Source organism: Calditrichota bacterium, assembly GCA_013151735.1.
Classification (GTDB): Bacteria; Zhuqueibacterota; JdFR-76; order JdFR-76; family BMS3Abin05; genus BMS3Abin05.
The window spans coordinates 40,681-62,777 of record JAADHR010000017.1 but is presented as its reverse complement, the minus strand read 5'-3'; the positions used below and the strand labels follow the sequence as shown (position 1 = coordinate 62,777).

17 protein-coding genes and 1 pseudogene are annotated in these 22,097 nt (G+C 48.0%); 6 read left to right on the top strand and 12 right to left on the bottom strand.

What is annotated here, in order from left to right:
- Positions 1-235: 235 nt before the first annotated feature.
- The 3 genes from GXO76_00930 (at position 236) to GXO76_00920 (ending at position 2,847) form a co-directional block, all read left to right on the top strand.
- Positions 236-715, top strand: a complete 480-nt coding sequence (locus tag GXO76_00930) for an STAS domain-containing protein (protein ID NOY76408.1) — start codon at positions 236-238, stop codon at positions 713-715.
- A 76-nt stretch (positions 716-791) separates the two neighbouring features.
- The gene (locus tag GXO76_00925; protein NOY76407.1) at positions 792-2,192 is read left to right on the top strand and encodes a hypothetical protein; all 1,401 of its coding nucleotides are present in this window, start codon (positions 792-794) and stop codon (positions 2,190-2,192) included.
- Complete coding sequence (locus GXO76_00920; GenBank protein NOY76406.1) at positions 2,161-2,847, top strand: hypothetical protein; 687 nt, start codon at positions 2,161-2,163, stop codon at positions 2,845-2,847. The genes GXO76_00925 and GXO76_00920 overlap by 32 nt, the downstream gene beginning before the upstream one ends.
- Positions 2,848-2,999: 152 nt before the next feature.
- On the opposite strand, the gene GXO76_00915 is transcribed toward GXO76_00920, so the two are convergent.
- On the bottom strand, positions 3,000-3,956 hold the full coding sequence (locus GXO76_00915; protein NOY76405.1) for a CRISPR system precrRNA processing endoribonuclease RAMP protein Cas6: 957 nt from the start codon (positions 3,954-3,956) through the stop codon (positions 3,000-3,002).
- 171 nt (positions 3,957-4,127) lie between these two features.
- On the bottom strand, positions 4,128-5,171 hold the full coding sequence (gene rlmN, locus GXO76_00910) for a 23S rRNA (adenine(2503)-C(2))-methyltransferase RlmN (GenBank protein ID NOY76404.1): 1,044 nt from the start codon (positions 5,169-5,171) through the stop codon (positions 4,128-4,130).
- Between the two features lie 220 nt (positions 5,172-5,391).
- Between rlmN and GXO76_00905 the strand changes: the two genes are divergently transcribed.
- The 3 genes from GXO76_00905 to GXO76_00895 all read left to right on the top strand — a co-directional run bounded on the left by GXO76_00905 (position 5,392) and on the right by GXO76_00895 (position 8,304).
- Positions 5,392-6,390: a MoxR family ATPase gene (locus tag GXO76_00905; GenBank protein ID NOY76403.1), complete on the top strand. Its 999-nt coding sequence runs from the start codon at positions 5,392-5,394 to the stop codon at positions 6,388-6,390.
- A gap of 20 nt (positions 6,391-6,410) precedes the next feature.
- Positions 6,411-7,322, top strand: coding sequence for a DUF58 domain-containing protein (locus GXO76_00900; protein ID NOY76402.1), 912 nt, complete (start codon positions 6,411-6,413; stop codon positions 7,320-7,322).
- Between the two features lie 67 nt (positions 7,323-7,389).
- Entirely contained in the window at positions 7,390-8,304 is a 915-nt protein-coding gene (locus GXO76_00895) for a calcium/sodium antiporter (protein ID NOY76401.1), read from the top strand.
- Here the strand turns inward: GXO76_00895 and GXO76_00890 are convergent.
- From GXO76_00890 to GXO76_00845, 10 genes and pseudogenes are all read right to left on the bottom strand, one after another.
- Positions 8,301-9,149, bottom strand: a complete 849-nt coding sequence (locus tag GXO76_00890; protein ID NOY76400.1) for an SDR family oxidoreductase — start codon at positions 9,147-9,149, stop codon at positions 8,301-8,303. The two genes, GXO76_00895 and GXO76_00890, sit on opposite strands and share 4 nt — an antisense overlap.
- Before the next feature lie 98 nt (positions 9,150-9,247).
- A complete protein-coding gene (locus GXO76_00885; protein ID NOY76399.1) occupies positions 9,248-10,030 on the bottom strand; it encodes a 2-(1,2-epoxy-1,2-dihydrophenyl)acetyl-CoA isomerase in 783 nt (260 codons plus the stop codon).
- Positions 10,031-10,139: 109 nt separating this feature from the next.
- Positions 10,140-10,685, bottom strand: a complete 546-nt coding sequence (locus tag GXO76_00880; GenBank protein NOY76398.1) for a DUF1648 domain-containing protein — start codon at positions 10,683-10,685, stop codon at positions 10,140-10,142.
- 82 nt (positions 10,686-10,767) lie between these two features.
- Positions 10,768-12,213, bottom strand: coding sequence for a TrkH family potassium uptake protein (locus GXO76_00875; GenBank protein ID NOY76397.1), 1,446 nt, complete (start codon positions 12,211-12,213; stop codon positions 10,768-10,770).
- The gene (locus GXO76_00870; protein NOY76396.1) at positions 12,210-12,974 is read right to left on the bottom strand and encodes a hypothetical protein; all 765 of its coding nucleotides are present in this window, start codon (positions 12,972-12,974) and stop codon (positions 12,210-12,212) included. The genes GXO76_00875 and GXO76_00870 overlap by 4 nt, the downstream gene beginning before the upstream one ends.
- A 235-nt stretch (positions 12,975-13,209) precedes the next feature.
- A complete protein-coding gene (gene glpK / locus GXO76_00865; GenBank protein ID NOY76395.1) occupies positions 13,210-14,721 on the bottom strand; it encodes a glycerol kinase GlpK in 1,512 nt (503 codons plus the stop codon).
- Between the two features lie 14 nt (positions 14,722-14,735).
- Positions 14,736-15,713 (bottom strand): NAD(P)H-dependent glycerol-3-phosphate dehydrogenase, encoded by a 978-nt coding sequence (locus GXO76_00860; protein ID NOY76394.1) that lies wholly within the window; start codon positions 15,711-15,713, stop codon positions 14,736-14,738.
- Between the two features lie 2,077 nt (positions 15,714-17,790).
- Positions 17,791-18,021, bottom strand: a pseudogene (locus GXO76_00855) (hypothetical protein).
- A 183-nt stretch (positions 18,022-18,204) separates the two neighbouring features.
- Entirely contained in the window at positions 18,205-19,176 is a 972-nt protein-coding gene (locus GXO76_00850) for an aldo/keto reductase (GenBank protein ID NOY76393.1), read from the bottom strand.
- Positions 19,177-19,499: 323 nt separating this feature from the next.
- On the bottom strand, positions 19,500-22,097 hold the full coding sequence (locus GXO76_00845; GenBank protein NOY76392.1) for a PorV/PorQ family protein: 2,598 nt from the start codon (positions 22,095-22,097) through the stop codon (positions 19,500-19,502).

The following is a 22,097-nucleotide window of genomic DNA, read 5'->3' as shown; positions in this document are numbered from 1 at the left end:
CTTTTCATTTACACCCTCCTTTTTACAGCGGTTAGTCATTCGACATCTTTGTCCATAACTTATTATTTTCAATTAATTTTAAAGTCCATTTTCTTTTTGCCGATAATAAATATGGGCACAGCACATGCTGAATCCACCCTCTGGGTCAATTTCTTTAAAACGCGCAAAAAGCAACTTCGGCAACAAATAAGTACTGAAAATTTCATAAAATTAGCGGGGTAAAAAAGAGGCAATTATGGCATCACGAACCATTTACTACACCAATGAAAAACAATCCCCTCATTCCAAATTGCTCGAAGCACGCATTCGGGAATCCGCCGACGGGGTTATTATTGGCTTTCCGCATCTTCTTCGTCTCACCGAAAAAACCGTTCCACTGGTTTACCGCAGTCTGATGGCCGTTCTTCCGCATTCGGGCACCCTTATTTTTGATCTGTCCAATGTGGAAAGCATCGACAGCAGGGGGCTTGCCTTTATTATTACCCTGCACGATCGTCTGGATAGTGAAAACCGTCCATTCTATCTTTTGGGATTGAAGCCCTCCCTTCTCAGAATTTTCAGAATTACACAAATTGATGAATTAATTCCGATTTATTCATTGGATTCATCCCTGGAAAACGAGTTTCATTCGGCTGAAGAATTAAATAATCCGGATGACGCAAACCAGTCCTTCTCGGATTTGGATTTTATTCAAAGAATTGAAACGCAATTCTGACCGATTGAAAGAAGACTTAAAACGTGCGAATATGTGAATGAAAACAAGTGCACCCCCAAAAAAATCTGTCACACAGATGGAGATTTTGATTCTCCTCACGGGATTCTCTCTGTCCGTTGTGTTGATTTCACTCATTAGAACACCGGATCATTTCTGGAGGGTTTTGGGTTCTTATCATCTCTACATGGTTTGGATGGTCTATGGAGCGCTTTTTCTTAAAAGGGACAAATTTTTCTGGGCGGCATTGGCCGCAGTTCCAGCCTTTTTGATTTCTCACTATTTTTTCTTTTATTTTCCAAACGGTCCGCTTACCAGCTGGCTGCGGTATGCCGTTCCGCCAACTCTGGATATGTTGGCCATTTTCGGTCTCCTCTTCATTTATTACACCCAGACAAAAGACAAACAAATTTCACTGAAGACTAAACAGACCCGGTCAGAAAAACGTTCCGAGGTGCTTCACCGCGAACTGCAAAAGCAGCGGATCAAATCTGAAAATCTGGAACGGTTGATTCGAAACCAGGAATACACCTTTTCGCTGGTGTACAAGATATTTCGATCGTTTCTGACATCACGCCCGGATTTTACCCGGGCCCTTTACCAGAGTGTAAGCCGAATCACCCGGGCGCAGGAATTGGTAATCTTTCGGGTAGAGGATCACACCCTGATTCCGGAAAAAGCAAAAGAGGCGGGCCAGAAGAAGGCTATTTCCCTGGAATCCAACCCCTTTCTAAAAAGAATTTCAGAAGGGGAGAGAATCTTTTCCATAGCCGACATATCCAAAAATGACGCCCTTTTTTCCGAGTGGAAAAAGGCGTCACACCGGGGGCTCATTTACATTCCGATCCGCGAGGCGGGTCAAGCAAAGTACCTGATCAGCGTGGATAAAATGCCTTTTGCGCTTCTGCACCAGCGGACCTTACAGGCCCTGAATTACATTAGAAAAATGGCTGAACTGGCCCTGGCTGTTACCCGGGAGGTGCAGGAATCCAGAGACAGGAAACGACCCCTCTGGCAGCAGATTATTCAGTCTCCCTACGATTTTCTCTCACTTGTCGAAAGCGAGTTTCGGCGAGCCAGGCGTTTCCAGTCATCCTTCTCACTCATCGCCATTCGGACACAGACGGGCGTGCCTGACCTTTCCGTTGCCGAATTAACCCAATCGATTCAGACTGAAATCCGGGAACTGGATCAGATTTATGTGGACAAGCCGCGCAGCCTGATCTGGATAATTCTTCCCTTTACGGGCTTTTACGAGATGTCCGGTATTTTAAATCGTTTAAACAAGAGACTGAATTATCTTGCCGGCCCAGACAATGAAAAACGAAAATTTGATTACGGGTTCAGCGTATTCGAACCCGATTACGAATCCTCCAAGGTCATGATGAAGCAGGTTTTGGAGGTTTTGCAAATCCATGCAAAAATTCTTGAAAAAATGAGTCGCCGCCATGCCCCAGGAAAAACCGTTTACTCAAGCTAATCTTTCGGATCCAATCGGCGTAACTACGGATCTGCTTCTCAGCAAAAATTCTGAGCAAAGGGTTCAGGGTATTCATCAATTGCGGCGGCCCTTTTATGCGCTGGCGATCCAGGAATTGCATCGGCTCTCCAGACATTCCAATCTGACATTTAAAATTGCGGCAAAGGGTGAATTGGACACACTGGATGTCCAGTTTCGAAAACGAATCTACAAAATTCGCCAAAAAATGCGTCGGGAACCCGATTATCCGGGGTACCAGCTGGCCCTGGCCGTTGTGTTTTTACGCTATTCGCAAATCTGGCCCCATGTTCCTGAGAACCGCACCTATTTTCTCACGCAGGCAAGCAAACTTCTCAATCAGCTCATCCGACTGGTCCAGCCCAAAACAAGATATTTCTATTACAGGGGATGGGTCAGGAAGGAAATGGGAGATTTCCGCGGTGCCATTTCGGATTTCAGGAAAATTCTTCATTTGCACCCGACCCACTGGGGGGCCGTTCTGGGCCTGTTGGAAAGTTTATTTGAATTGGGTGACTTTCAAAAAATTTCGCTGGTCATTGAGTCCTGGCCGGGTACTTTCAATCACCCGTACCAGCGGGATATTGCAGGCATGTGGCGAAAAACAAAACAGAACGGTTTGGGCACATTTTTATAAATTCCGGCTCAAGAGCCGCTCATTCCGAACTTTTAGCAATAAGACTCCCCCGCGTGCTTCAGCCGAAAAACAGCCGCGTTCTGTTCGAACGAAAACCCGTAATCTCTAACTCAATTCTGTTCGTATGAACCCACGCGGACTTTGTCCGGAGTCTATTTATTGGCTTCCACCAGAATTCGTCCCATTCCAAACCCGCAATTTTTTCCCACGTGCAAGATTTCTGCAATTTTGAGCAGGGGCCAGTACTCTTCCAAATTCCCGGTGTAAGAAATGTCGCCCAGGTAGCCGCCCAATTTGTGGTTTGAGTCATCCCGCTTGCGGGGATTCCGCCAATCGTCCCAGATCAAATTATCCTCTGAAATCCGAATACTGCGGGCATTTTCAACAAGCTCCGGGAATTCAACCAAATCCGGATAATTATTGTGGAAATAATTTAAGATTGAGACACGCGACAGAATATTCTTAATCAGCGTCCGAAAATACAAATGCCAATTGGTGTATCCCACGCGCTTCATCCGCAAGGGGGTCAAAAATGTAACTTCCACGCCTCCCAGCGGGTCGTTGTTTTTCCAGATATTCTTTTTGTAGATATCCTCCAAAGAAACAGAAATATCCCGGTCGAACGATTCCTCTGATGGCGCAAACGAATACTCACTGACCACATAATTCGTTTTCAGATTTATACCCAAGATTTTTCGAATGGTAAATTTTCCGCGGTTTCGTCCCATCCCCATCTCACCGATTTTGCGCATGGTGGCCACAAAATAGGGAAAATACTCAAGGGCCTTCCCGATCAAAATAAGATCGAATGCAATATCCTCATTCATGCTGTAGAAGGTCTTTCGGCTCAGGGGAGGTTCAAAAACAAAGGGTTTGGGTGGCGTTTGGAAGCGTTTGGCCAGATCACCGTAGTCCTTTTTAACCCCGCCTTCTATCACGTGATAGTAGGCACATTCACCCTTTTTGGGACAGGATTTACAGGAGACTTCATTTTCCGTGCAACTGATTTCCTTGAACACATCAATAAAATCTCTGCGAAGCGAGCTTCCGGCGTAATGGGAGAGCTTTAGATAATCTCGCGGCCGTAAGAGGAATCTGTATTTTGCCATTCGGAAATTTTGCAGGAAGTCATTCATTCCAATCATCCTTTTCAAAAATACAAATCGATCCGTTGTATCACAATTTTCAACTCCCCATCCCCAACCCGGGTACAAAATATTCCAAAAACACCTTAGCAATAGCTGCTTTACAGGGCAACTTAAGAACTTTATCTAAAAAAATCAAGTAATTTTTACAAAATCTTCATTTTTTACGAGCAATTGCCCGCAAGCGGCGTCAATATCCTCTCCATTGCTTCTGCGTACGGTCACCGGAGCCGGAAAATCCAGCAATTCCCGGATAAAACGATTCATGGTTTCTTCATCGGGTGCGCGGAATTCCGGAAGTGCGGGATTGTAAGGAATCAGATTAATCTTGCAGCGGATACCGTTGAGCAGCCGTCGGAGCCGGCGGGCATCGTCCACGGAATCATTTTTCCCCGCAATCAGCACATATTCGAAGGTCACGCGATGGCGGGACGCGCGGGAATAGTCGCGCACCGCGTCCAGCACGTCGGAAAGCGGATATTTTTTATTAATGGGCATCAGGTCGCTTCGCACCGAATCGGTTGTGGCATTCAGGGAAACAGCCAGCTTAAAGCGTCGATTTTCACGCGTGAAGCGCCGGATGGCCGGGACCACCCCGCTGGTAGAAAGGGTAATTTTTCGCTGCCCGATGGACAATCCTTCAGGGTGTGAAAACAATTCGGCTGCACGAAGGACGTTTTCATAATTGTGAAAGGGCTCTCCCATTCCCATTAACACAATGTTTGTCACCCGGACGCCCAACTCCCGTTCCACAGCCAATACCTGATCCACGATTTCCCAGACCTGCAGGTTGCGTTTGAGTCCCATTTGGCCGGTTCGGCAAAAGCGGCACCGCAGGGCACACCCCACTTGGGACGACACGCACACCGTGCGGCGGCCGCCGTCGGGCATGTAAACACTTTCTATGGCTTCGCCATCGGGTAATTGAAAAAGAAATTTAACGGTTCCGCTCTGGGTTGAGCGATTTAACCGAAGGATTTTAAGTGTGGGGATATCCGCTTTTTCAGATAGTTTTTGCCGAAGACTTTTGCTGAGATTGGTCATTTCCTCAAATGAGGTCGCATTCTTATTGTAAATCCATTGAAAAATCTGGCGCGCCCGATACGGCTCAATCCCGGTCGCGTTCACAAAATGCTCAAGCTCAGAGAGCGTCATCCCCTTTAGGTTCATTTTTTCCATCGCCATTCCCGTTCATTCCAAATTTATTTTTTAATTTAGGGATTTCGCTTCCGTAATGCAAGGAAAAAGAATTGATTTTCTGAAAAAAATATTGTACTTTTTAGCCACGATTAAGGCGTCAGACGCATCTCCGCGCCTGATTGATCTGATTAAAATATCTCGTTTTCATAAAACAGGTCTCTGTAAAAACGAGACTCTTTTTTTCAGCTTTGGAGGATTTATGGCCGTTAAAGTCAAAGAATTAAGTGATATTGAAAAATTAGAAAAACTGAAATCCGCTTATCAGGACATTTTGCAGGAAATTGCCAAGGTCATCATCGGGCAGAATCAGGTCATCAACGAAATTTTGATAGCCCTGCTTTCCAGGGGTCATTCCCTGCTTGTGGGGGTACCGGGTCTGGCTAAAACACTGCTCATCAGCACGCTGGCCGAGGCGCTTGACCTCAAATTTAACCGCATTCAGTTTACTCCTGATCTCATGCCTTCGGACATCACGGGGACAGAAGTGATTGAGGATGATATTTCCACGGGCAAAAAGGTCTTCAAGTTTGTTAAGGGACCCGTGTTTGCCAACATTGTGCTTGCCGACGAAATTAACCGAACGCCGCCCAAAACGCAGGCGGCCCTTTTGCAGGCCATGCAGGAACACGAAGTTACCGCCGCCGGAGAGACGTACAAACTTTCCGAGCCCTTTTTCGTCTTGGCCACACAGAACCCCATCGAACAGGAAGGAACCTACCCACTGCCGGAAGCCCAATTGGATCGTTTTATGTTTAATCTCTGGGTGGATTATCCTTCGGAAGACGAGGAGGTTCAAATCATCAAATACACAACCTCTGCTTACTTTGAGAAACCCAAAAAAGTGATGAGTGCGGAGGAAATCATTGATTTTCAAAACCTCGTAAGACGGGTACCGGTGGCCACAAATGTGGTTCAGTTTGCGGTAAAACTGGTTCGATTGACCCGGCCCAATCAGGACGATGCCCCGAAATTTGTAAAAGACTGGATTGAATGGGGAGCGGGGCCGCGCGCGTCTCAGTATCTAATTCTGGGAGCAAAGACGCGGTGCATTCTGGAGGGACGCCCCACACCGGAAATCGAGGACGTTAAGGCAGTGGCTGTTCCCGTGCTTCGGCACCGGCTCGTCACTAATTTTAACGCCGAAGCCGATGGCGTTTCTCCCGTGACCATTATTCAAAAATTGCTGGAAAAAGTGTAGGGATTCCAAAAAACAAACTCATGACGGCAGACAAACGAAAAACCTATCGCAAATTTCTTCACCCGGATGTTGTTTCCAGATTGTCAAATATGAATCTTCGGGCACGTTTGGTGGTGGAGGGATTTATTATTGGCCTTCACCGAAGTCCCTACCACGGTTTCAGTGTGGAATTTTCCGAGCACCGCCAGTACATGCCGGGCGACGAGCCCAAACGCATTGACTGGAAGGTTTACGGAAAAACCAACCGATTTTACGTGAAGCAGTTTGAGGAAGAAACCAACCTAAAATCGTACATCCTTCTGGATGCCTCCGCCTCGATGGGATACAAATCGGGACGTATTTCGAAACTGACATACGCCAGCTATCTGGCCGCCTCGCTCACGTATCTGATGCTCCGGCAGCAGGATTCCGTCGGGCTGGTAACCTTCGATCAAAAAATCCGAAAGTACATTCCTCCTCGGGCCGTGTCCAACTACCTGCACGTTATTTTGGGTGAGCTGGACAAAATCCGAAGCGGCCACGAGACAGATGTGAGCGAAACCTTTCACGAACTGGCCGAGCGAATCAAGCGCCGGGGGCTCATTATCGTGCTGTCCGATCTGTTCGACGATCCTCATCGTGTGCTCTCGGGGCTGAAACATTTTCGCCATAAAAAACATGAGGTCATTGTTTTCCACATTCTGGATCCCATGGAGCGAACGTTCACCTTTAAGGGTGAAACCATTTTTAAAGACCTGGAGACAGGGGAAGAAATCTCGACCCAGGCCTGGCACATCCGAAAGGACTACCGCGAACAGATGCAGAATTTCATTGAAACATACAAGCGCCACTGTCTGGAGAACAGAATTGACTACGTGCTTATCGACACGTCTGAACCCTTCGACAAGGCCTTGTTTGATTATCTGGTGAAACGAAAGCGGATCGGTGGTTGAAAAAATAATCTGTCGCGACATTTATGAACAGGCGCAATAAACTCTTATGTAAGGATTTATTCGTTTCATGCTGTTAAATGTGCTACTGCTTTTGATTTCCGTTTTCCTGCTCTGGATGGGTGCCGATTGGCTCGTCGAAAGTGCCTCTTACATCGCCAAAAAACTCAACATCTCCGAACTGGTCATTGGATTAACGGTTGTGGCATTTGGTACCTCTGCCCCGGAATTTGCGGTTACCATTGGAGCGGCTTTAAAGGGACACGCCGCTATTTCCGTGGCCAATGTGGTGGGTTCCGATATTTTTAATCTGGGCTTTATTTTGGGGGGCGTGGTTCTGTTTCGTCCCATTTTTCTTGAAAAAAAGGTGCTCTGGCGCGACGGCTCTTTTCTTCTCCTGCTTTCCGTTTTGTTGCTGGTTTTCTCGTTAAACGGGCGATTTTCCCGCCTGGACGGAGGGATTTTTCTTGTACTTTTTATCGCATATTTGCTTTACCTCTATTTTTCAAAAGAAGAAATCATTGAAGAGGTCCCAATGAAACACCTGGGGTGGAAGGCTTACCCCATGCTGATCATCGGCCTTGCATTCATTTTGGGAGGAGCACACCTTCTGGTGGAAGGCGCCACATCCATCGCCCGGCATTTCGGTGTTTCGGAATGGCTCATTGGCGTGACCATTGTCGCAGCCGGCACCTCTACCCCGGAGCTGGCCACATCCATTGTGGCCACCTACAAGCGAAAACCCGGCCTGTCCATCGGGAATTTGATCGGAAGCGACATCTTCAACATCTCCGGCGTTCTGGGCCTGGCGGCTTTTCTGCGCCCCATGCGGGCCGATCAGGAGATCACCTTCAACCTCTATCTGATGCTTGGGATGATCGTTCTGCTCTTATTCTTTATGCGCACCCGCTGGAAGCTTTCCCGCTGGGAGGGAGCGTTTCTCATCCTCTTCGGACTCATCCGCTGGCTGATCAATATCCGTTAGCGCTTCTTTCGCAAGGCGGCAAACATCTTCTTCAACTCGTCTCTTGGCATCAGTTGTGCCAGAAAATTAAACTGTCCCGCCTGCAAATGTTCCCCTCCGTCAATAGTTACCGTTTCACCGGTAAGATACGGCGCCAAATCGGACATCAAAAAAACAGCCAAATTGGCCAGTTCAATATGCTCACCGTACCGGCCCGTTGGGATTCGCTTCAGATAAATTTCTTCCAATTTCGGATCGGGCATAAGGCGCGCCCAGGCCCCTTTGGTGGGAAACGGCCCGGGGGCAATCGCATTTACACGAATACCGTACGTGGCCCATTCAAAAGCCAGGGTTTTGGTCATGGCTTCCACACCTGCTTTTGCTGCGGCTGAAGGCAGGACAAAGGCCGAACCAAACTGCGTGTAGGTTGTGACGATGTTCAAAATGGTCCCCTTTTCTTTGGCACCGATTAAATGACGGCCAAAATGCTGGCTGCAATTGAACGTTCCGTGCAGTACAATATCCACCACAGCTTTAAACCCCTGAGGCGAGAGGTCTTCCGAAGGCGCGTAAAAATTGCCCGCAGCATTGTTTACCAAACCGTTGAGAACGCCAAATTCGCCCACCAGCCGCTCAACCATCTCACCCACGGCCTTGTAATCCCGAACATCCACCACGTGCGTGAGAATTTTTGTCCCAAATTTCTTCAGTTCTACGGCCGCATCCAGCAGCTTCTGTTCGGTGCGTCCGCAAATGGCCACATTCGCGCCCAGCTCTGCAAATCGCCTGGCCATCGACAATCCCAGGCCGCTGCCGCCACCGGTAATCAGAATGGATTTTCCTTTCAACGTGTCTTTTGTAAACATGGTATCCTCCCTTTCTATGAAACCTTATTTTTCCACAACAACAGAAAGACCCTCCGGCAAATTGGGAATCGCTTTAATAATTTACCAATTCTTCCCGCCTACCGGGTTTTCCATTTGGGCGGGCGCTTTTCCAGAAAGGCCCGGAATCCCTCAAAACCGTCTTCGCTCAAAAAAATCTCCCGCTGCAGCTCTGCCTCCCGCACAAGGGCATCTTCAAAGGAACCCTCCCATCCCGACCAAAAGGCACGTTTCATCCGGGCGAGCGCCAGAGGGGCCTGTCGGGTTAGCTGTCTGGCCAATTCTTCCACGGATTCTTGGAACTGGGCATTGGGATAAATCCGGTTGATAAGCCCCATTTCAAGCGCTCTGGCAGCATTCAGGGTTTCGCCGAGCATGGCCAATTCCATTGCGCGGCCCAGCCCCACAATCCGCGGCAGGGTGTAGGTCCCGCCACCATCCGGAATGAGCCCCACGTGAATGAATATTTCGGAAAATTGTGCCCGTTCCGAGGCCACACGTAAATCGCACATCAGTGCCAAATTCAGCCCAATTCCGGCGGCAATGCCGTCAATTGCCGCAAGAACGGGCAGCGGGCTGTTTTTAATCGCCAGAAGCGCGGGGGAGTAGGCGTCCATCATAATCCGGTAGGCATCTTCCGGGGATACGTTTGCAGCGAATGCGGCCTTAATATCGGCGCCGCTGGAAAAGGCCCCCTCACTACCAGAGATTACAATCACGCGGGACCCGTCTTTTTCGGAGGCTTCAATTTCTTCACGCAGCCGAATCATAGTCTGGGCATCCACCGCATTCTTTACTTCCGGGCGGTTCAGGGTGAGCCAGCAGATTTCATCCTTGCGCATTACACGAATAGTTTCACTCATCTTTTCCTCCCGATTTTCGGTTCATACGCCCCCGGCACGTTCCACAGAACCTGAACATTGTGTTTTAAGACCCACGTTTAAACTGCACAGCAATACCATCCTGAATTTCCTACAGACCTTTTTTGTTTTGGGGACGTCGAAATCTCAAAAATAAACCCGCCGTCCAGAGAAAAATGAAGAGGAGGTAGAGAAGGGCCGGCGTCCAGGCGTTCATGCCTGCAGAATAGTTTTGAGGATTCAAATTGTAGTCAATCACATCCTGCAGCAGGACAAAGATAAAAATCAGGGTGGCGTTTCCAAACCACAAAAGAAAGCTGTTGATGACCCGCAGACTTTTATCCCGCCTCTCAGGAGCCAGCCAATATGCCTTGTTGGGCAGATTGATGAACGTGTTTGGAATTTTGTTCATAATAAATCCGGAAAAATAAAAAAGAAGCGCCAGAAATCCCACGAGAAAGACATCAAGCCGAAGGAAGGCCTGTTTACTCATCCACCCATTGGGTTTTCCGGTGATGTCAAAATGAGAGACCACTTTGTCCGGCAAATGGGAATAGGCAGAAAGAATTTGCCACAGTAACAGCAGCACAATTGCCCAAAACACATACCGGGCCGTTCGTTCCAGGCTGAGCCACATGCGATCGCTAAAAGCATTCATTTTTACCTCCCGAACACACCTGTTTGCTGCAAAGCCATTCCCCCCGCAATTCCTTAATCGGGCTGCGGGAGGAACCGAATTCTCACGCGTGGCGCCAGGTTTTCGGAATAAAGAAAATAATCAAACCAAAAATCTCCAAACGCCCCAATAACATCGTTAATGTGAGGGTTAATTTTCCAAGAGCAGGCAAAGCGGCGAAATTGGATGTTGACCCCACCGTTCCCAGGCCCGGCCCGACGCCTCCCATTGTGGTTGCCGATGCTGAGAATGCGGAAATAATATCCATTCCGAGGGCGGTTAAAATCAAAGTAGCCACAAAGAGAATGCCCAGATAAACCGCGATATAAAGAACACTCATGGCGACGGCATCGTCCCCGATTTTTTTCTCCCCCATTCGAATGGGGAGAATGGCTTTGGGATGCTGGAATTGCCTGATTCTTCGAACAAATGCCTTACTGAAAATCACGATCCGATCTACCTTGATTCCACCGGATGTGGATCCGGCACAGGCACATTGCATCATGAAAAAAAGCAGCAGCAACTGGGAAAGAGGCGGCCAGATAGCCGTGTTGGTAGTTGCAAATCCTGTGGAGGTTCCAATTGACACGATTTGGAAGGCGGCATATCGCAGAGACTGCCACCAGGACTGAAAATGCGATCCGTGAATATTTATGGCGGAAAGCAGAACACCCACGCCAAGGGCACTTATGTAGTACCGAACAACAGGCGATTTCCACAGGGGTTTGGGATGAGCCGAAAAGGCCATGTAAAGCAATCCAAAGTGGGTTCCCGAAAGAACCATAAAAACAATAATCGTCAGCTCAATGGAAACACTGTGATAAAAAGCGATACTGGTATTTTTGGGAGAAAATCCACCGGTTGCGATGGTAGCAAAAGCGTGCGTTACGGCATCGAAGAGATTCATCCCAAACAGGAGGAGGAAGATCGTTTCCAGAACGGTTAGCCCTACGTAAACACTCAAGAGAATTCTCAGTGCTTGTTTGGTACGATACTGAAAATTCTCCATGGCCACCGGTGACATTTCCGAGCGGTACAGTATTCGACTGGCGGCTCCCATTGACGGCAACACGGAAAGTACAAACACAATAATTCCCATTCCACCGATCCAGTGGGTGGCATTTCGCCAAAACAAGAGCCCCAAAGGAAGGGCCTCGATATTATTCAAAATAGAGGAACCCGTCGTCGTGTAGCCCGAAACGCTTTCAAACCAGGCGTTAATGAAACTGAATTCCCCTCCCCAAATAATGTAGGGGATGGTTCCTACCAGACATGAGAGCAGCCAGCCGGACACCACAATCGCCAGTCCCTCATTATTGGAGATGTCCTTAATGGGGGGAACAAACAGAAGCGGGAACAAGCCGAAAAGGAGTACCAACAGGGCGCTGTAGGTTAACGGGATCAGAGCAGCATCGCCGTTTGCGGCCGAAATTCCCGCAGAAATAAATAAAAAAGCCGCATTTAACAGAAGGACATACCCGTTGTAGCGAAAGATGACGTGAAGTCTCATTCTTCAATCTCGCCGTAGTTCATTTTTGAGACCAGAGTCGTAATGGTCGATGCCAGTTCCGCCACCTCATCATCCGTTTCAATTTCAACCTCAAAGGGTCGTCTTTGATCCAGGAGATTTTTTAACCCCTTCGTAATTTTGACAATGGGAGAAAGCAGATAATGATCAATAAAAAAATTGAAGAGAACCAAATAGATGATGGCAGCCAGCATGGCCACCACACCCGGCATAATGATATGATGAACATTGTTCTTTAAGTTTATACCCGTTTTGTACATGTCCCGGTTGCTGATCCGAATGATTTGATGAAGCGATTCTTCGATCCTTATTTCTTTTGGCATCACCTGACGGGCGTACCAGTCCAAATTTCTTTCTCTTTTTGTACCAACAATTGGTTTTTCCCAGAGCAACCGAAAATCACCGTAGTTTTTTTTGATGGAATTTACAAGCGTCCTTTTAGCGTCTGTCTGGTTATGTTTCTCAACCCGCCTCAGATCGATCTGAAAAGCCGAATCGGCCAGGCTTAAGCGCCGGCGCCCTTCTTTCCATTTCCCCTGCAAGAGCTGCAAAATAGCCTCGTTTTCGTTTCTCAATGAAAGGAGCATGCGTTGGGCCGCCTGAATCCCCTTGTAATTTGCGTCCAGTGTTTCCTGAACCGACAGGCGCATGGAGTTTACCTGGTAAATGGACCATATTTCGGCCATGGTCAGAACAACCGCAAGAATTAAAAATCCGATAAAAATCTTCAGTCGCAGCTTCATAAAAATACCTTCAGATTTGATCTCACGCAGATGGATTTGTTTGATCTGTCCCAATAAAACGGATGTCAATTTAAGAATTTTAAGGAAAAGTTGCAATAAAAAATCGGAGTGAAAACATTTTGGGCAATTTTAGTCCGTTTGGTTCGCAATAACAAATACTCATTTTATTCTCAAAAAAGGACTTTTGATACAACCCCCAAGCCAGGGCCTGTTATCCTGTCAAAATCGATTTGGGTCACCCTTCATTTCCGGAGGCACGGTCCTCCGCTGCATTGGCCCAATTCAAGGCCCGCCGGACAGCCTCCTTCCATTTGCGATAAAAGGCTTCCCGGGTTTGGCGGTCCATGGCCGGATCGAACGTCCGGTCAATTTTACGAACCGTCAGAAATTCCTCTTGCGACCAAAAACCGAGGGTCATTCCCGCCAGGCCTGCCGCACCAAAAGCTGTGGTTTCGGTCACGACCGGCCGTTCCACCTGCATGGGCAAAATATCTGCCTGAAATTGCATGAGAAAATTATTTTTGGCCGCGCCTCCATCCACAGCCAGCTTTTTAAAGGGCCGGCCGCCAACCACGTGCTGCATTTCCTCAATCACATCCCGGGTCTGATACGCAAGTGCCTCCAATGCTGCCCGCACAATATGGGCGGGTCCCGTTCCGCGGGTAATTCCCAGAAGGGTTCCTCGGGCGGATGGATCCCAGTAGGGCGCACCCAATCCCGCCAGGGCCGGTACAAAATACACCCCTCCGGTGTCGGATACAGACGTCGCCAGTGGTTCGGACTCCGCTGCTGATTTCAGAAGTCCCAGGCCGTCCCGCAGCCATTGAATGGCCGCTCCTCCGATGAAAACACTCCCCTCCAGCGCGTAGGTTGTTTTCCCATTGATTCGCCAGGCAATGGTGTTCACCAATTTCCCGGAATTGGGGATGTCGCTTCCCGTGGACGTCACCACAAAAAGCCCCGTGCCGTAGGTGTTTTTAATGATGCCCTCCTGCCAGCCTCCGTGGGCAAAAAACGCCGCCTGCTGGTCACCCAGAATTCCGGCAACGGGAATCTCTCGCCCCAAAAGTTCTTTTGTGGTGTGGCCAAAAATCGCCCCGCTTTCCTTCACCTCTGGCAGAATCGCTGCCGGAATATCAAAAATGCGGAGCAAATCTTCATCAAATTCAAGTGAATGAATGTTGTAGCACAGGGTTCGGGAGGCATTTGAGGGTTCGGTGGCGTGCTGTTTTCCGCCCGTCAGATTCCAGAGGATCCAGGTGTCGACCGTTCCAAAAGCCAGGTCGCCGGAAACCGCCTTTCCCCGGGCGCCCGGAACATTTTCCAGAATCCATTTAATTTTGGTTGCGGAAAAATACGGGTCCAGAAACAAACCCGTTTTTTGTTTGATCGACTCTGCGTGCTCCTGCAAGGCGTCGCACATCGACGCCGTCCGCCGGCACTGCCACACAATGGCGTTGTAAATCGGCTTGCCGGTTTTCCTATCCCACAAAATGGTTGTCTCTCGTTGATTCGTAATGCCAATAGCCTCGATATTTTCTGATCCAACCAAGCTCACCACATCCAGAAGAGCCTTGTGAGTGGTCATCCAGATGTCCATCGGATTGTGCTCAACCCAGCCGGGCTTCGGAAAAATCTGAGGAAACTCATAATAGGACTTGGCCAGAATGTCCCCCTCTTTTGAAAAGGCAATTACCCGATTCCCGGTCGTCCCCAAATCTATGGCCAACACCACCTTTTTCTTCATATCCGCTCCTTAATCTATTCGACAAAGTCCTTAATAAACATCTGAACAAAGGTTTCGGCGCTCAGGCGCTCGTGAATAACATCCCACAACCCTCTCGCCAGGGGCATCGAACAATGGTGCTTTTCTGCAAGATACAGCGTCATCTTGAGCGTATTAAATCCCTCAGGCAAAACTCCCATTTTCTGTTCGATTTTCTTGAGAGAAAGCCCCTGCGCCAGAAATTCGCCCATCCGTCGATTGTGGCTGTGCTGGCTCAAGGATGTCGCCAGCAGATCGCCCATCCCTGCAAGATACAGGAAGGTTTCCTTTCGAGCCCCCAGAGCCACCCCTATTTGAGAAATTTCCTCCAGAGCAACCGTCAAGTAAGAGGATCGGAAATTCACACTGTCAATGGCCAGTCCGTCAAAAATTCCCAGACCAATGGCATAAATATTCTTCAGGATTCCACCCAATTCGACGCCAATGGTGTCGTCCGAAAAACGAACCCGAAAATAATCATTTTCCAAAATTCGGGCAATTTGTAAAAGACCGCTTTTGTCTTCGCCGGCAAGCATAACCAGGGTTGGCAGACCGCGGGAAAACTCATTGGCAATAGACGGGCCGGACAGCATCACATGTTGGTTGCCGGGAAAAAGAATCTGCAGCATTTGAAATGAGGTTAAGAGCGTCTCCCGGTCAATCCCTTTGGTCAAATCTACAAACACCTTTCCGGTGGTCTTGTTTGAAAAGGGTTTTAGCACCGATTGAAAAAAGATCGATGGAATGGCCACAAAAATAACCGGACACGTCTCAAACACCCGCTTCAGATCACCGGTCGCTTTTAAGTTGGGATCCAATGTAATACCAGGTAAAAATGGGGTGTTCGTGTGGTTACGGTTGATTTCCTCAACCACACGGGCGTTGTGTTCCCATCCAAGCACAGCGTGTCCGTTTGAAGCCATTACATGTGCAATGGCTGATCCCATATTTCCAAGACCGACCAAACCAATCATTAGGCAGAATCTCCAATCTTTTTGCTCGATTCCAAACGGAATCATTCCATTTTATAAATCATCCCATCCGAATCGAATCAACCGGCTATCCCGCTCCCCCGCCGCCGCTGGCTGCACCGCCGCCTCCTCCGGCAGAAGCTCCTCCGCCTGCTCCCGAAGCCGAACTTAATGCAGAGGTGGTTGCCGAAATAGCAGTTAAAAATGAGTGACTAAACGCCTCCGAGGAAAAGGTTCCGCGGCCGGTGTAAATATACCATCCAATATAATTCTGATAGGTTTCTTCCGGAATTTGTTCCACTAATTTTTGAATGGATTTTCGGGGCACGCTCAGCGTAACGGAATAAATCAAATAATCGTTTATTGTATCGAGCAGCTGGGAGTGATCGCCTTGCAAGAATTGTGTCTTTTGAAGGTATTTTTTCAGTGCTTTCCACTGCTGTGCCAGAGCTTCGCCCTCTTTTGTCCGGTGAGGAATGAAAAAAGACAAAATAAGAATAAGAAGACCCGTCACTCCCAAAACAACAGCCCACTCCTCCACAAGAAATGCAGCGGGAACCGTCAAAGCAAAGAATCCGACAGCAAGCACAACAGAAAGGATCATTCCGCGTCTGCTGGTTTCGTCGAACCAGTTTTTGGCTTTTGCAGCGTTTTGAACATCTTTTTTCCAGTTTCGGAAAAATTTTAAGAATTTATTTCGATTCTTTCGGATGGATTCCAGATCGATTGATGAATTTCCGCCCGCCAACTCATCAAACAGGAAGGAAATCAGATGCCTCTCAAAATCCAATAACGTGTCCTTTTGCTCTTCGAAAGCCTTTCGGTTCAATTCCAGACGATAGTGTGGTTTTTTCCGGGTCTTTCCCCAGATGGATTTTTTTTCGTCTTCATCCTCGTAAAAAGTCAAAATACCCATTTGGGCAAACCTCAGAATGGTTCCCATCAGGGCATTCCCGTAAATTTGCCGATTGTTCATCAGATAGCCCACAAAAGCCGGGGGCAACCGCTCCGGGATATCGGAGGACATGTAGTTTTTGTGGATAACCCCGGGACGCTTTCCATATTTTTGGTAGATACGCCACCACAGCAGCAATCCGAACAAACTCAGACCGATGATCACCCATCTTCCGGACGCTTTTCTCTGGCGTCGATTTTTCTCTTTCCGGATGACCTCCTGCCGTGCCTGGTTGGCCTGCGCTGCCCATTTTGCTTCTTCTTGCAGAATCTCGTCTTTCACCCGCTTGTGAATTAGCGGCAATTCAGGAAATATTTCCGGCGGGTACAAGGCTCGCACTTCCAGATACGACTTTTTGGGCAGCCGGACACATTGGATATCAATCGTCCCGTCGACGCCAATGTGAGACGAGGCCCAAAGCGGCCCGTGCACCCATTCTTTTATTTCCGATCGGGTTAATGTAACGGGTGGAATCAGAGAAATCTCAATGCGGTGCTGGGGGATTCCCCAATCTTTACTGATAAATTGATAATACAAAACGGCCGCATCCTCATACCGTCGAACCGCATTCTCAACCCGATAGTGAATCGTAAAAGTCCGCGTTTGATTTTTGGCTTTAAAAAACCATCGAATTTCCGTTTGATTTTTTTTCTGAATAATCTGGTAGGTGCCCGGTTTTTTCGATTGAGAGAAACGGTAGGACTGACTTCCCTCGGATATCAAAAAATCTGCAAATTTCACCTGTCCATTTAAGGGAAACGTGCGGTAGGCAAAGTGGAAACGGCCTCTAAATTTGAATGCGCGCGTCTCTGTTACGCTCATACTGCCATCGGATTGCAGCCGGGCCTGAATGGCCACACGGGTGATAGCATACGTTTTGTTTCCTGCCAGAAGCCGCCCATTCTGAAACATGAGGGAAAAGAGAAGAATCGTGACAAGAATAGCAATTCTTCGAATACTTTTTCCTGAGATGCGGGGCATAAAAAAAGTCCTTTGTTTGGGAATAAGAAACCCAAGATAGCGACCGATTAAATGATACTATCTTTTGGGTAAAGAGCGAACCTCCTGAACCACATTCCACACCAGACAGGAAGATACGGGAGTTTTTGCGAAGTTTTCCCAGTTTCGGTTGAGTATCCCGCCCAGATATTGACCGGTAAAAAACGCTCCCACTAAAACAGGGTAGGAAATCAGCTGAAATCCCAGTCCGCTGAAGATGCGCAGCGCAATAACAAACGGCACTGGAATATGAACAGCCAACGCCCACTGTAAAGAAAATTTTTTCACGTGGGCCCGCCAGTACCCAAATGGCAGATTCAAGATAAAAATAGCCACTGCTACCCAGAAAAGTTTCATTGGAACCAACCCCTTTAGTTTTAAAGAATGAGTCTGCTCTAAAAAGCCTTTGCTCACGAATTTTCACGAATGGGTTCTGTTGGAACTAAATTCGTGCTGTTTTGTCATTCGTGGTTTTTAGAGCGAATTCAAGAATGAAACCAACTTTTACAATCCGTTTTGCAAAAAAAGTATAATCACTTTTTACCAGGCATACGCCTCCGGTGCCTCACCGCCGGGGCCCGGCCAGATTTCATCCAGTTTCTGAAGCACCTCATCCGACAACCGAATTTCAAGCGACCGCTGCGCCTCTTCCAATTGCTCACGCGTTCGTGGACCAATGATGGGAGCTGTAACCCCCGGCCGGTTCAACAGCCAGGCCAGAGCCACGTTGGCCGGACGTTCTCCCATGTCAGCGCAGAGGGTTTCGTACGCCTCAAGTTTGGAGTGGTATTTTTTCACTTTTTCCAAAACAAGTTTCTCAGCTCTTCGACCCTGAGAGAGTTTGTTCAAAACACCCCCCAGAAGTCCTCCGCCAAGCGGGCTCCAGGGAATAATTCCAAGCCCAAGTTCACGGCAGACAGGTACCACCTCCAGCTCAATTGTCCTGGCCGTCAAATTGTAAAGACTCTGTTCGGAAATCAAGCCCATAAAATTTCTCTTTTTAGCTTCGCATTGCGCATGGGCGATCTGCCAACCGGCAAAATTACTGCTTCCAAAATACAGGACTTTCCCCTCCCGATGTAATTGTTCCATTGCCTGCCAGATTTCTTCCCAGGGGGTCTCACGGTCGATGTGGTGCATCTGATATAAATCGATATGATCGGTTCGCAGCCGTTTTAAACTGTCCTCACATGCCCGTTTGATATGGTAAGCGGAAAGCCCCCGGTCATTTGGACCCTCCCCCATCTTGCCATACACCTTTGTGGCCAACACGATACGTTCACGCCTGCCATTTCCCTGGGCCAACCATCGTCCGATGATTTGCTCGGTTACACCCTCCCCTATTTTCCAGCCATACACATTGGCGGTATCAAAAAAATTGATTCCCAGCTCCAGGGCCCGGTCCATAATAGCAAAACTGTCCGATTCTTCCGTTAGCGGACCAAAATTCATCGTACCCAAACAAAGACGGCTCACTTTTATGCCACTGCGTCCGAGATGTGTGTACTCCATATTCGTTCCTCCCTGAGTTCTTTAGCGGGTTCGATAAAAATTCTTCTTGCCCCCACGCAAAATCTCATAAATTAATCTATCAAAACAAAATGCCGTTTGCGGAATTTCGTTTTTTAACCAAACACTTATATTAAATTGCAACATATTTGGGGAAAATTCAAGTAAAATTTGGGTTGGTGTGGCAAGACGTCCCCGGCACGTACTATGAACACAAAAAAGGCCATCCCGGATGGGATGACCTTTTTAATCGTTCCCCTAAATTGGTTCTTAATTCAAAAGGTGCAAAACACTGTTTATTACTGAAAAAGATTGAACTCGAGCCTCTATTTACACGGCCTCGGATGAATCACAATTCTCCGATTTTTTTGCCGGCCTTCTTCTGTTTTATTCGTAGCAATGGGCCGTCTTTCCCCATATCCAATGGTGTAAATATGGACCTCTTTTACTTCTGAAGCCGCGTGTTGTCTGAGCCAGGTTATGAGCCATTTTTTCACTGACTTAGCCCGCCGAATGGAGAGACGCATGTTATAGGCGTCGGAACCGATGCTGTCGGTATGTCCCTCAATGCAGATTGGGATCCGGGGAGAGGCTTCAATAAAATTGGCCCACTGTTCCAAGAGCTTCCGGGCCTGCGGCCTGACATTGGAACTGTCAAATCCGAAATACACGGCTGTGTCGGGTGTTCCGATTACAAGAACAGAGACGCTGTCCACATTATTAAAAAAGGAGGTATCGTTGATGGCCGTCACATTGCTCTTGTTTAAGAATGGTTTGGGATTTCTATCTACGAAATCCGGTGCTTTGGCCTTGAGTACGATAACGAGAGAATCTCCCGTAGCCAGGGAATCAAACTTCCAGAACAGCAGATTACCCGAAAGAGAGTCCGGTTGAATAGAGGTGCTTACAATTTTTATCCCTGAGGGCAGCTTATCTTTGATCGAAATGGATCGGGCTGGCCGGGGCCCCTTATTCTTCACATTAATTTTATAGGAAAATTCTTTTCCGGCCATAATCGTTTTGGGAACCGGAAGACGGGTCACTTTTTCGCTATTTTCGGATCCCTGTTGACGGGACAGCTTAATTTCCACCCTGCGGTTAATCGCAAATTCTGCCTCCGTTGTGGCATTCTTTATAAGAGGCCGGCTTTCGCCGTATCCGATGGCCGTTAACCGGGACGAATCCACAGCCGGTACGGCAATCAAATAATCCTTTGCACGATCGACACGCCGCTGAGACAGCCTTAAATTGTAGGCGGCAGATCCGCGTTTGTCGGTGTGTCCCCCCAGTTCCACGTGCGTGGATCGGAGCTCCTTGGAATTGAGAGCCATCCCAAGAATGTTTAGCATTTCTTTTGCGCGGGGAGTCAATCGAGCCGAATCAAACGGAAAATGAATATTTACATCCAGCGGAGGAAGAGCAGCCGTTTTGGCCAGCATCAGGTCAGCGGTTGTGTCCGGAGGAACGGGAATCTCTTTGGCTATCACTCTAAAATGTTGAATTTTTTGTCCCGATTTTACTGCAAACCGAATGTGATCATCGTCATCTCTTGCCCAAACCGACCAAAAATAATTTCCGATTGGCAGGGGTGACAACTCCACACGAAATTTGCGCCGCTCCTTACCTTCATGAATTTTCACAGAGGGCGTCAGCGCAAACACAACGGCGTCTTCTGGTTTTTGGGAGAGATCAACCTTTTTTTGATCCAATTTTTTCAGATAATTAGCCAGACTCAGGCTGTCTTTTGTCAGATAAAATCCGTACTGCACCTCATCAAAAAGATCGGGGTCGCGAGTTACTTGCCAGCGAAGGGTAACGCTGTCTTCGGTGGTGTAGGTTTCAATCTTCCCGGGTGTTTGATACTCAAATTTTTCGGGACCAATCGGATAATCGGTTACACTGATCCGAGAAGCATTCGAGAAGAAATCCATATTTTGAAGGGCGGCAATATCAAATTTGAGTGCGTGTTTGCGCCCCGGCAGAAAATCTTTCAAAGCCGTGCTGTAATCGTCCAGCCGAATTCCCATTCCGAAAGAATATTTACTAAGAAGGGCATTTTGAAAATTGTAACCGCCGCGGATGGAAATTCTCTTACCAAGGGAAATTTCAGAACCCAGGCTCAATGATGTTTTTTCATCGCGGATTTTCCGAACATCCAGCGAAAGTTGAATCTGGAATCCGTTATGAGTCCCGGTGTAAAAGGCCACACCGCCACGGTACGTCCGCGGCAGCGGTGTGGCTACATCGATAAACCGCATGGAATTTCCCAACTGGGTCACGGCCAATCCTGCAGAAAAAATACCATATTTAAACAAACCATTTTTCCAATTCAGGAAATGAAATCGGTGCGTCCGGTACAAAACCCCCATGTCCAAAATCACGGCATTAGCGGTGTACTGCGCCAAATTGCTACGAAAGTATTTCGCGTTAATACCAAATGAAACATTCCTTGAGAATCTTGGAAAGGACGACCCCACACTGACCAGGGCCAGCAAATCACTGGCAGATGCCGGTGGAGTTGCGCCTCGGGAACTGTCAAATTCTTTTACGCCCTGGTAATTCACCCCGAACATGATGCGCGATCTGTTGTTCCAAGGAAGCGACAAACCCCGCCCATAATTTAATGAAATGTTGTAGATATCCGTAATCCATTTCGTGTAGGTTAAAGAATACTGCCACTCACGCGCAAATCCTGTGGCCGCCGGATTGGCATAATAGGCATAATCTTCATCCAAAAGCCCCGTCAGACTCCCGGACATGGATTGCTGCCGAGCACCTGGCAATATCTTTAAAAAGGCCACACCGGAACGAACCTGTGCAACGGAATTTCCTCCAATCGCACTGACCACAAGCGCAAAAACGATCGCTAAAGCAATTTTGAAAACAGATGTTTTCTCGTTGGTAATTCTATTCACTCGTTTCAT

What these genes read in the sequence shown, in the direction of transcription:
- GXO76_00930 (NOY76408.1), top strand. Translation starts at nt 236, where the DNA reads ATGGCATCACGAACCATTTACTACACCAATGAAAAACAATCCCCTCAT.
- GXO76_00900 (NOY76402.1), top strand. Translation starts at nt 6,411, where the DNA reads ATGACGGCAGACAAACGAAAAACCTATCGCAAATTTCTTCACCCGGAT.
- GXO76_00885 (NOY76399.1), bottom strand. Translation starts at nt 10,030, where the DNA reads ATGAGTGAAACTATTCGTGTAATGCGCAAGGATGAAATCTGCTGGCTC.
- GXO76_00880 (NOY76398.1), bottom strand. Translation starts at nt 10,685, where the DNA reads ATGAATGCTTTTAGCGATCGCATGTGGCTCAGCCTGGAACGAACGGCC.
- GXO76_00850 (NOY76393.1), bottom strand. Translation starts at nt 19,176, where the DNA reads ATGGAGTACACACATCTCGGACGCAGTGGCATAAAAGTGAGCCGTCTT.
- GXO76_00845 (NOY76392.1), bottom strand. Translation starts at nt 22,097, where the DNA reads ATGAAACGAGTGAATAGAATTACCAACGAGAAAACATCTGTTTTCAAA.
- GXO76_00890 (NOY76400.1), bottom strand. Translation starts at nt 9,149, where the DNA reads ATGTTTACAAAAGACACGTTGAAAGGAAAATCCATTCTGATTACCGGT.
- GXO76_00875 (NOY76397.1), bottom strand. Translation starts at nt 12,213, where the DNA reads ATGAGACTTCACGTCATCTTTCGCTACAACGGGTATGTCCTTCTGTTA.
- rlmN (NOY76404.1), bottom strand. Translation starts at nt 5,171, where the DNA reads ATGGAAAAAATGAACCTAAAGGGGATGACGCTCTCTGAGCTTGAGCAT.
- GXO76_00870 (NOY76396.1), bottom strand. Translation starts at nt 12,974, where the DNA reads ATGAAGCTGCGACTGAAGATTTTTATCGGATTTTTAATTCTTGCGGTT.
- GXO76_00895 (NOY76401.1), top strand. Translation starts at nt 7,390, where the DNA reads ATGCTGTTAAATGTGCTACTGCTTTTGATTTCCGTTTTCCTGCTCTGG.
- GXO76_00860 (NOY76394.1), bottom strand. Translation starts at nt 15,713, where the DNA reads ATGATTGGTTTGGTCGGTCTTGGAAATATGGGATCAGCCATTGCACAT.
- glpK (NOY76395.1), bottom strand. Translation starts at nt 14,721, where the DNA reads ATGAAGAAAAAGGTGGTGTTGGCCATAGATTTGGGGACGACCGGGAAT.
- GXO76_00905 (NOY76403.1), top strand. Translation starts at nt 5,392, where the DNA reads ATGGCCGTTAAAGTCAAAGAATTAAGTGATATTGAAAAATTAGAAAAA.
- GXO76_00925 (NOY76407.1), top strand. Translation starts at nt 792, where the DNA reads ATGGAGATTTTGATTCTCCTCACGGGATTCTCTCTGTCCGTTGTGTTG.
- GXO76_00915 (NOY76405.1), bottom strand. Translation starts at nt 3,956, where the DNA reads ATGGCAAAATACAGATTCCTCTTACGGCCGCGAGATTATCTAAAGCTC.
- GXO76_00920 (NOY76406.1), top strand. Translation starts at nt 2,161, where the DNA reads ATGCCCCAGGAAAAACCGTTTACTCAAGCTAATCTTTCGGATCCAATC.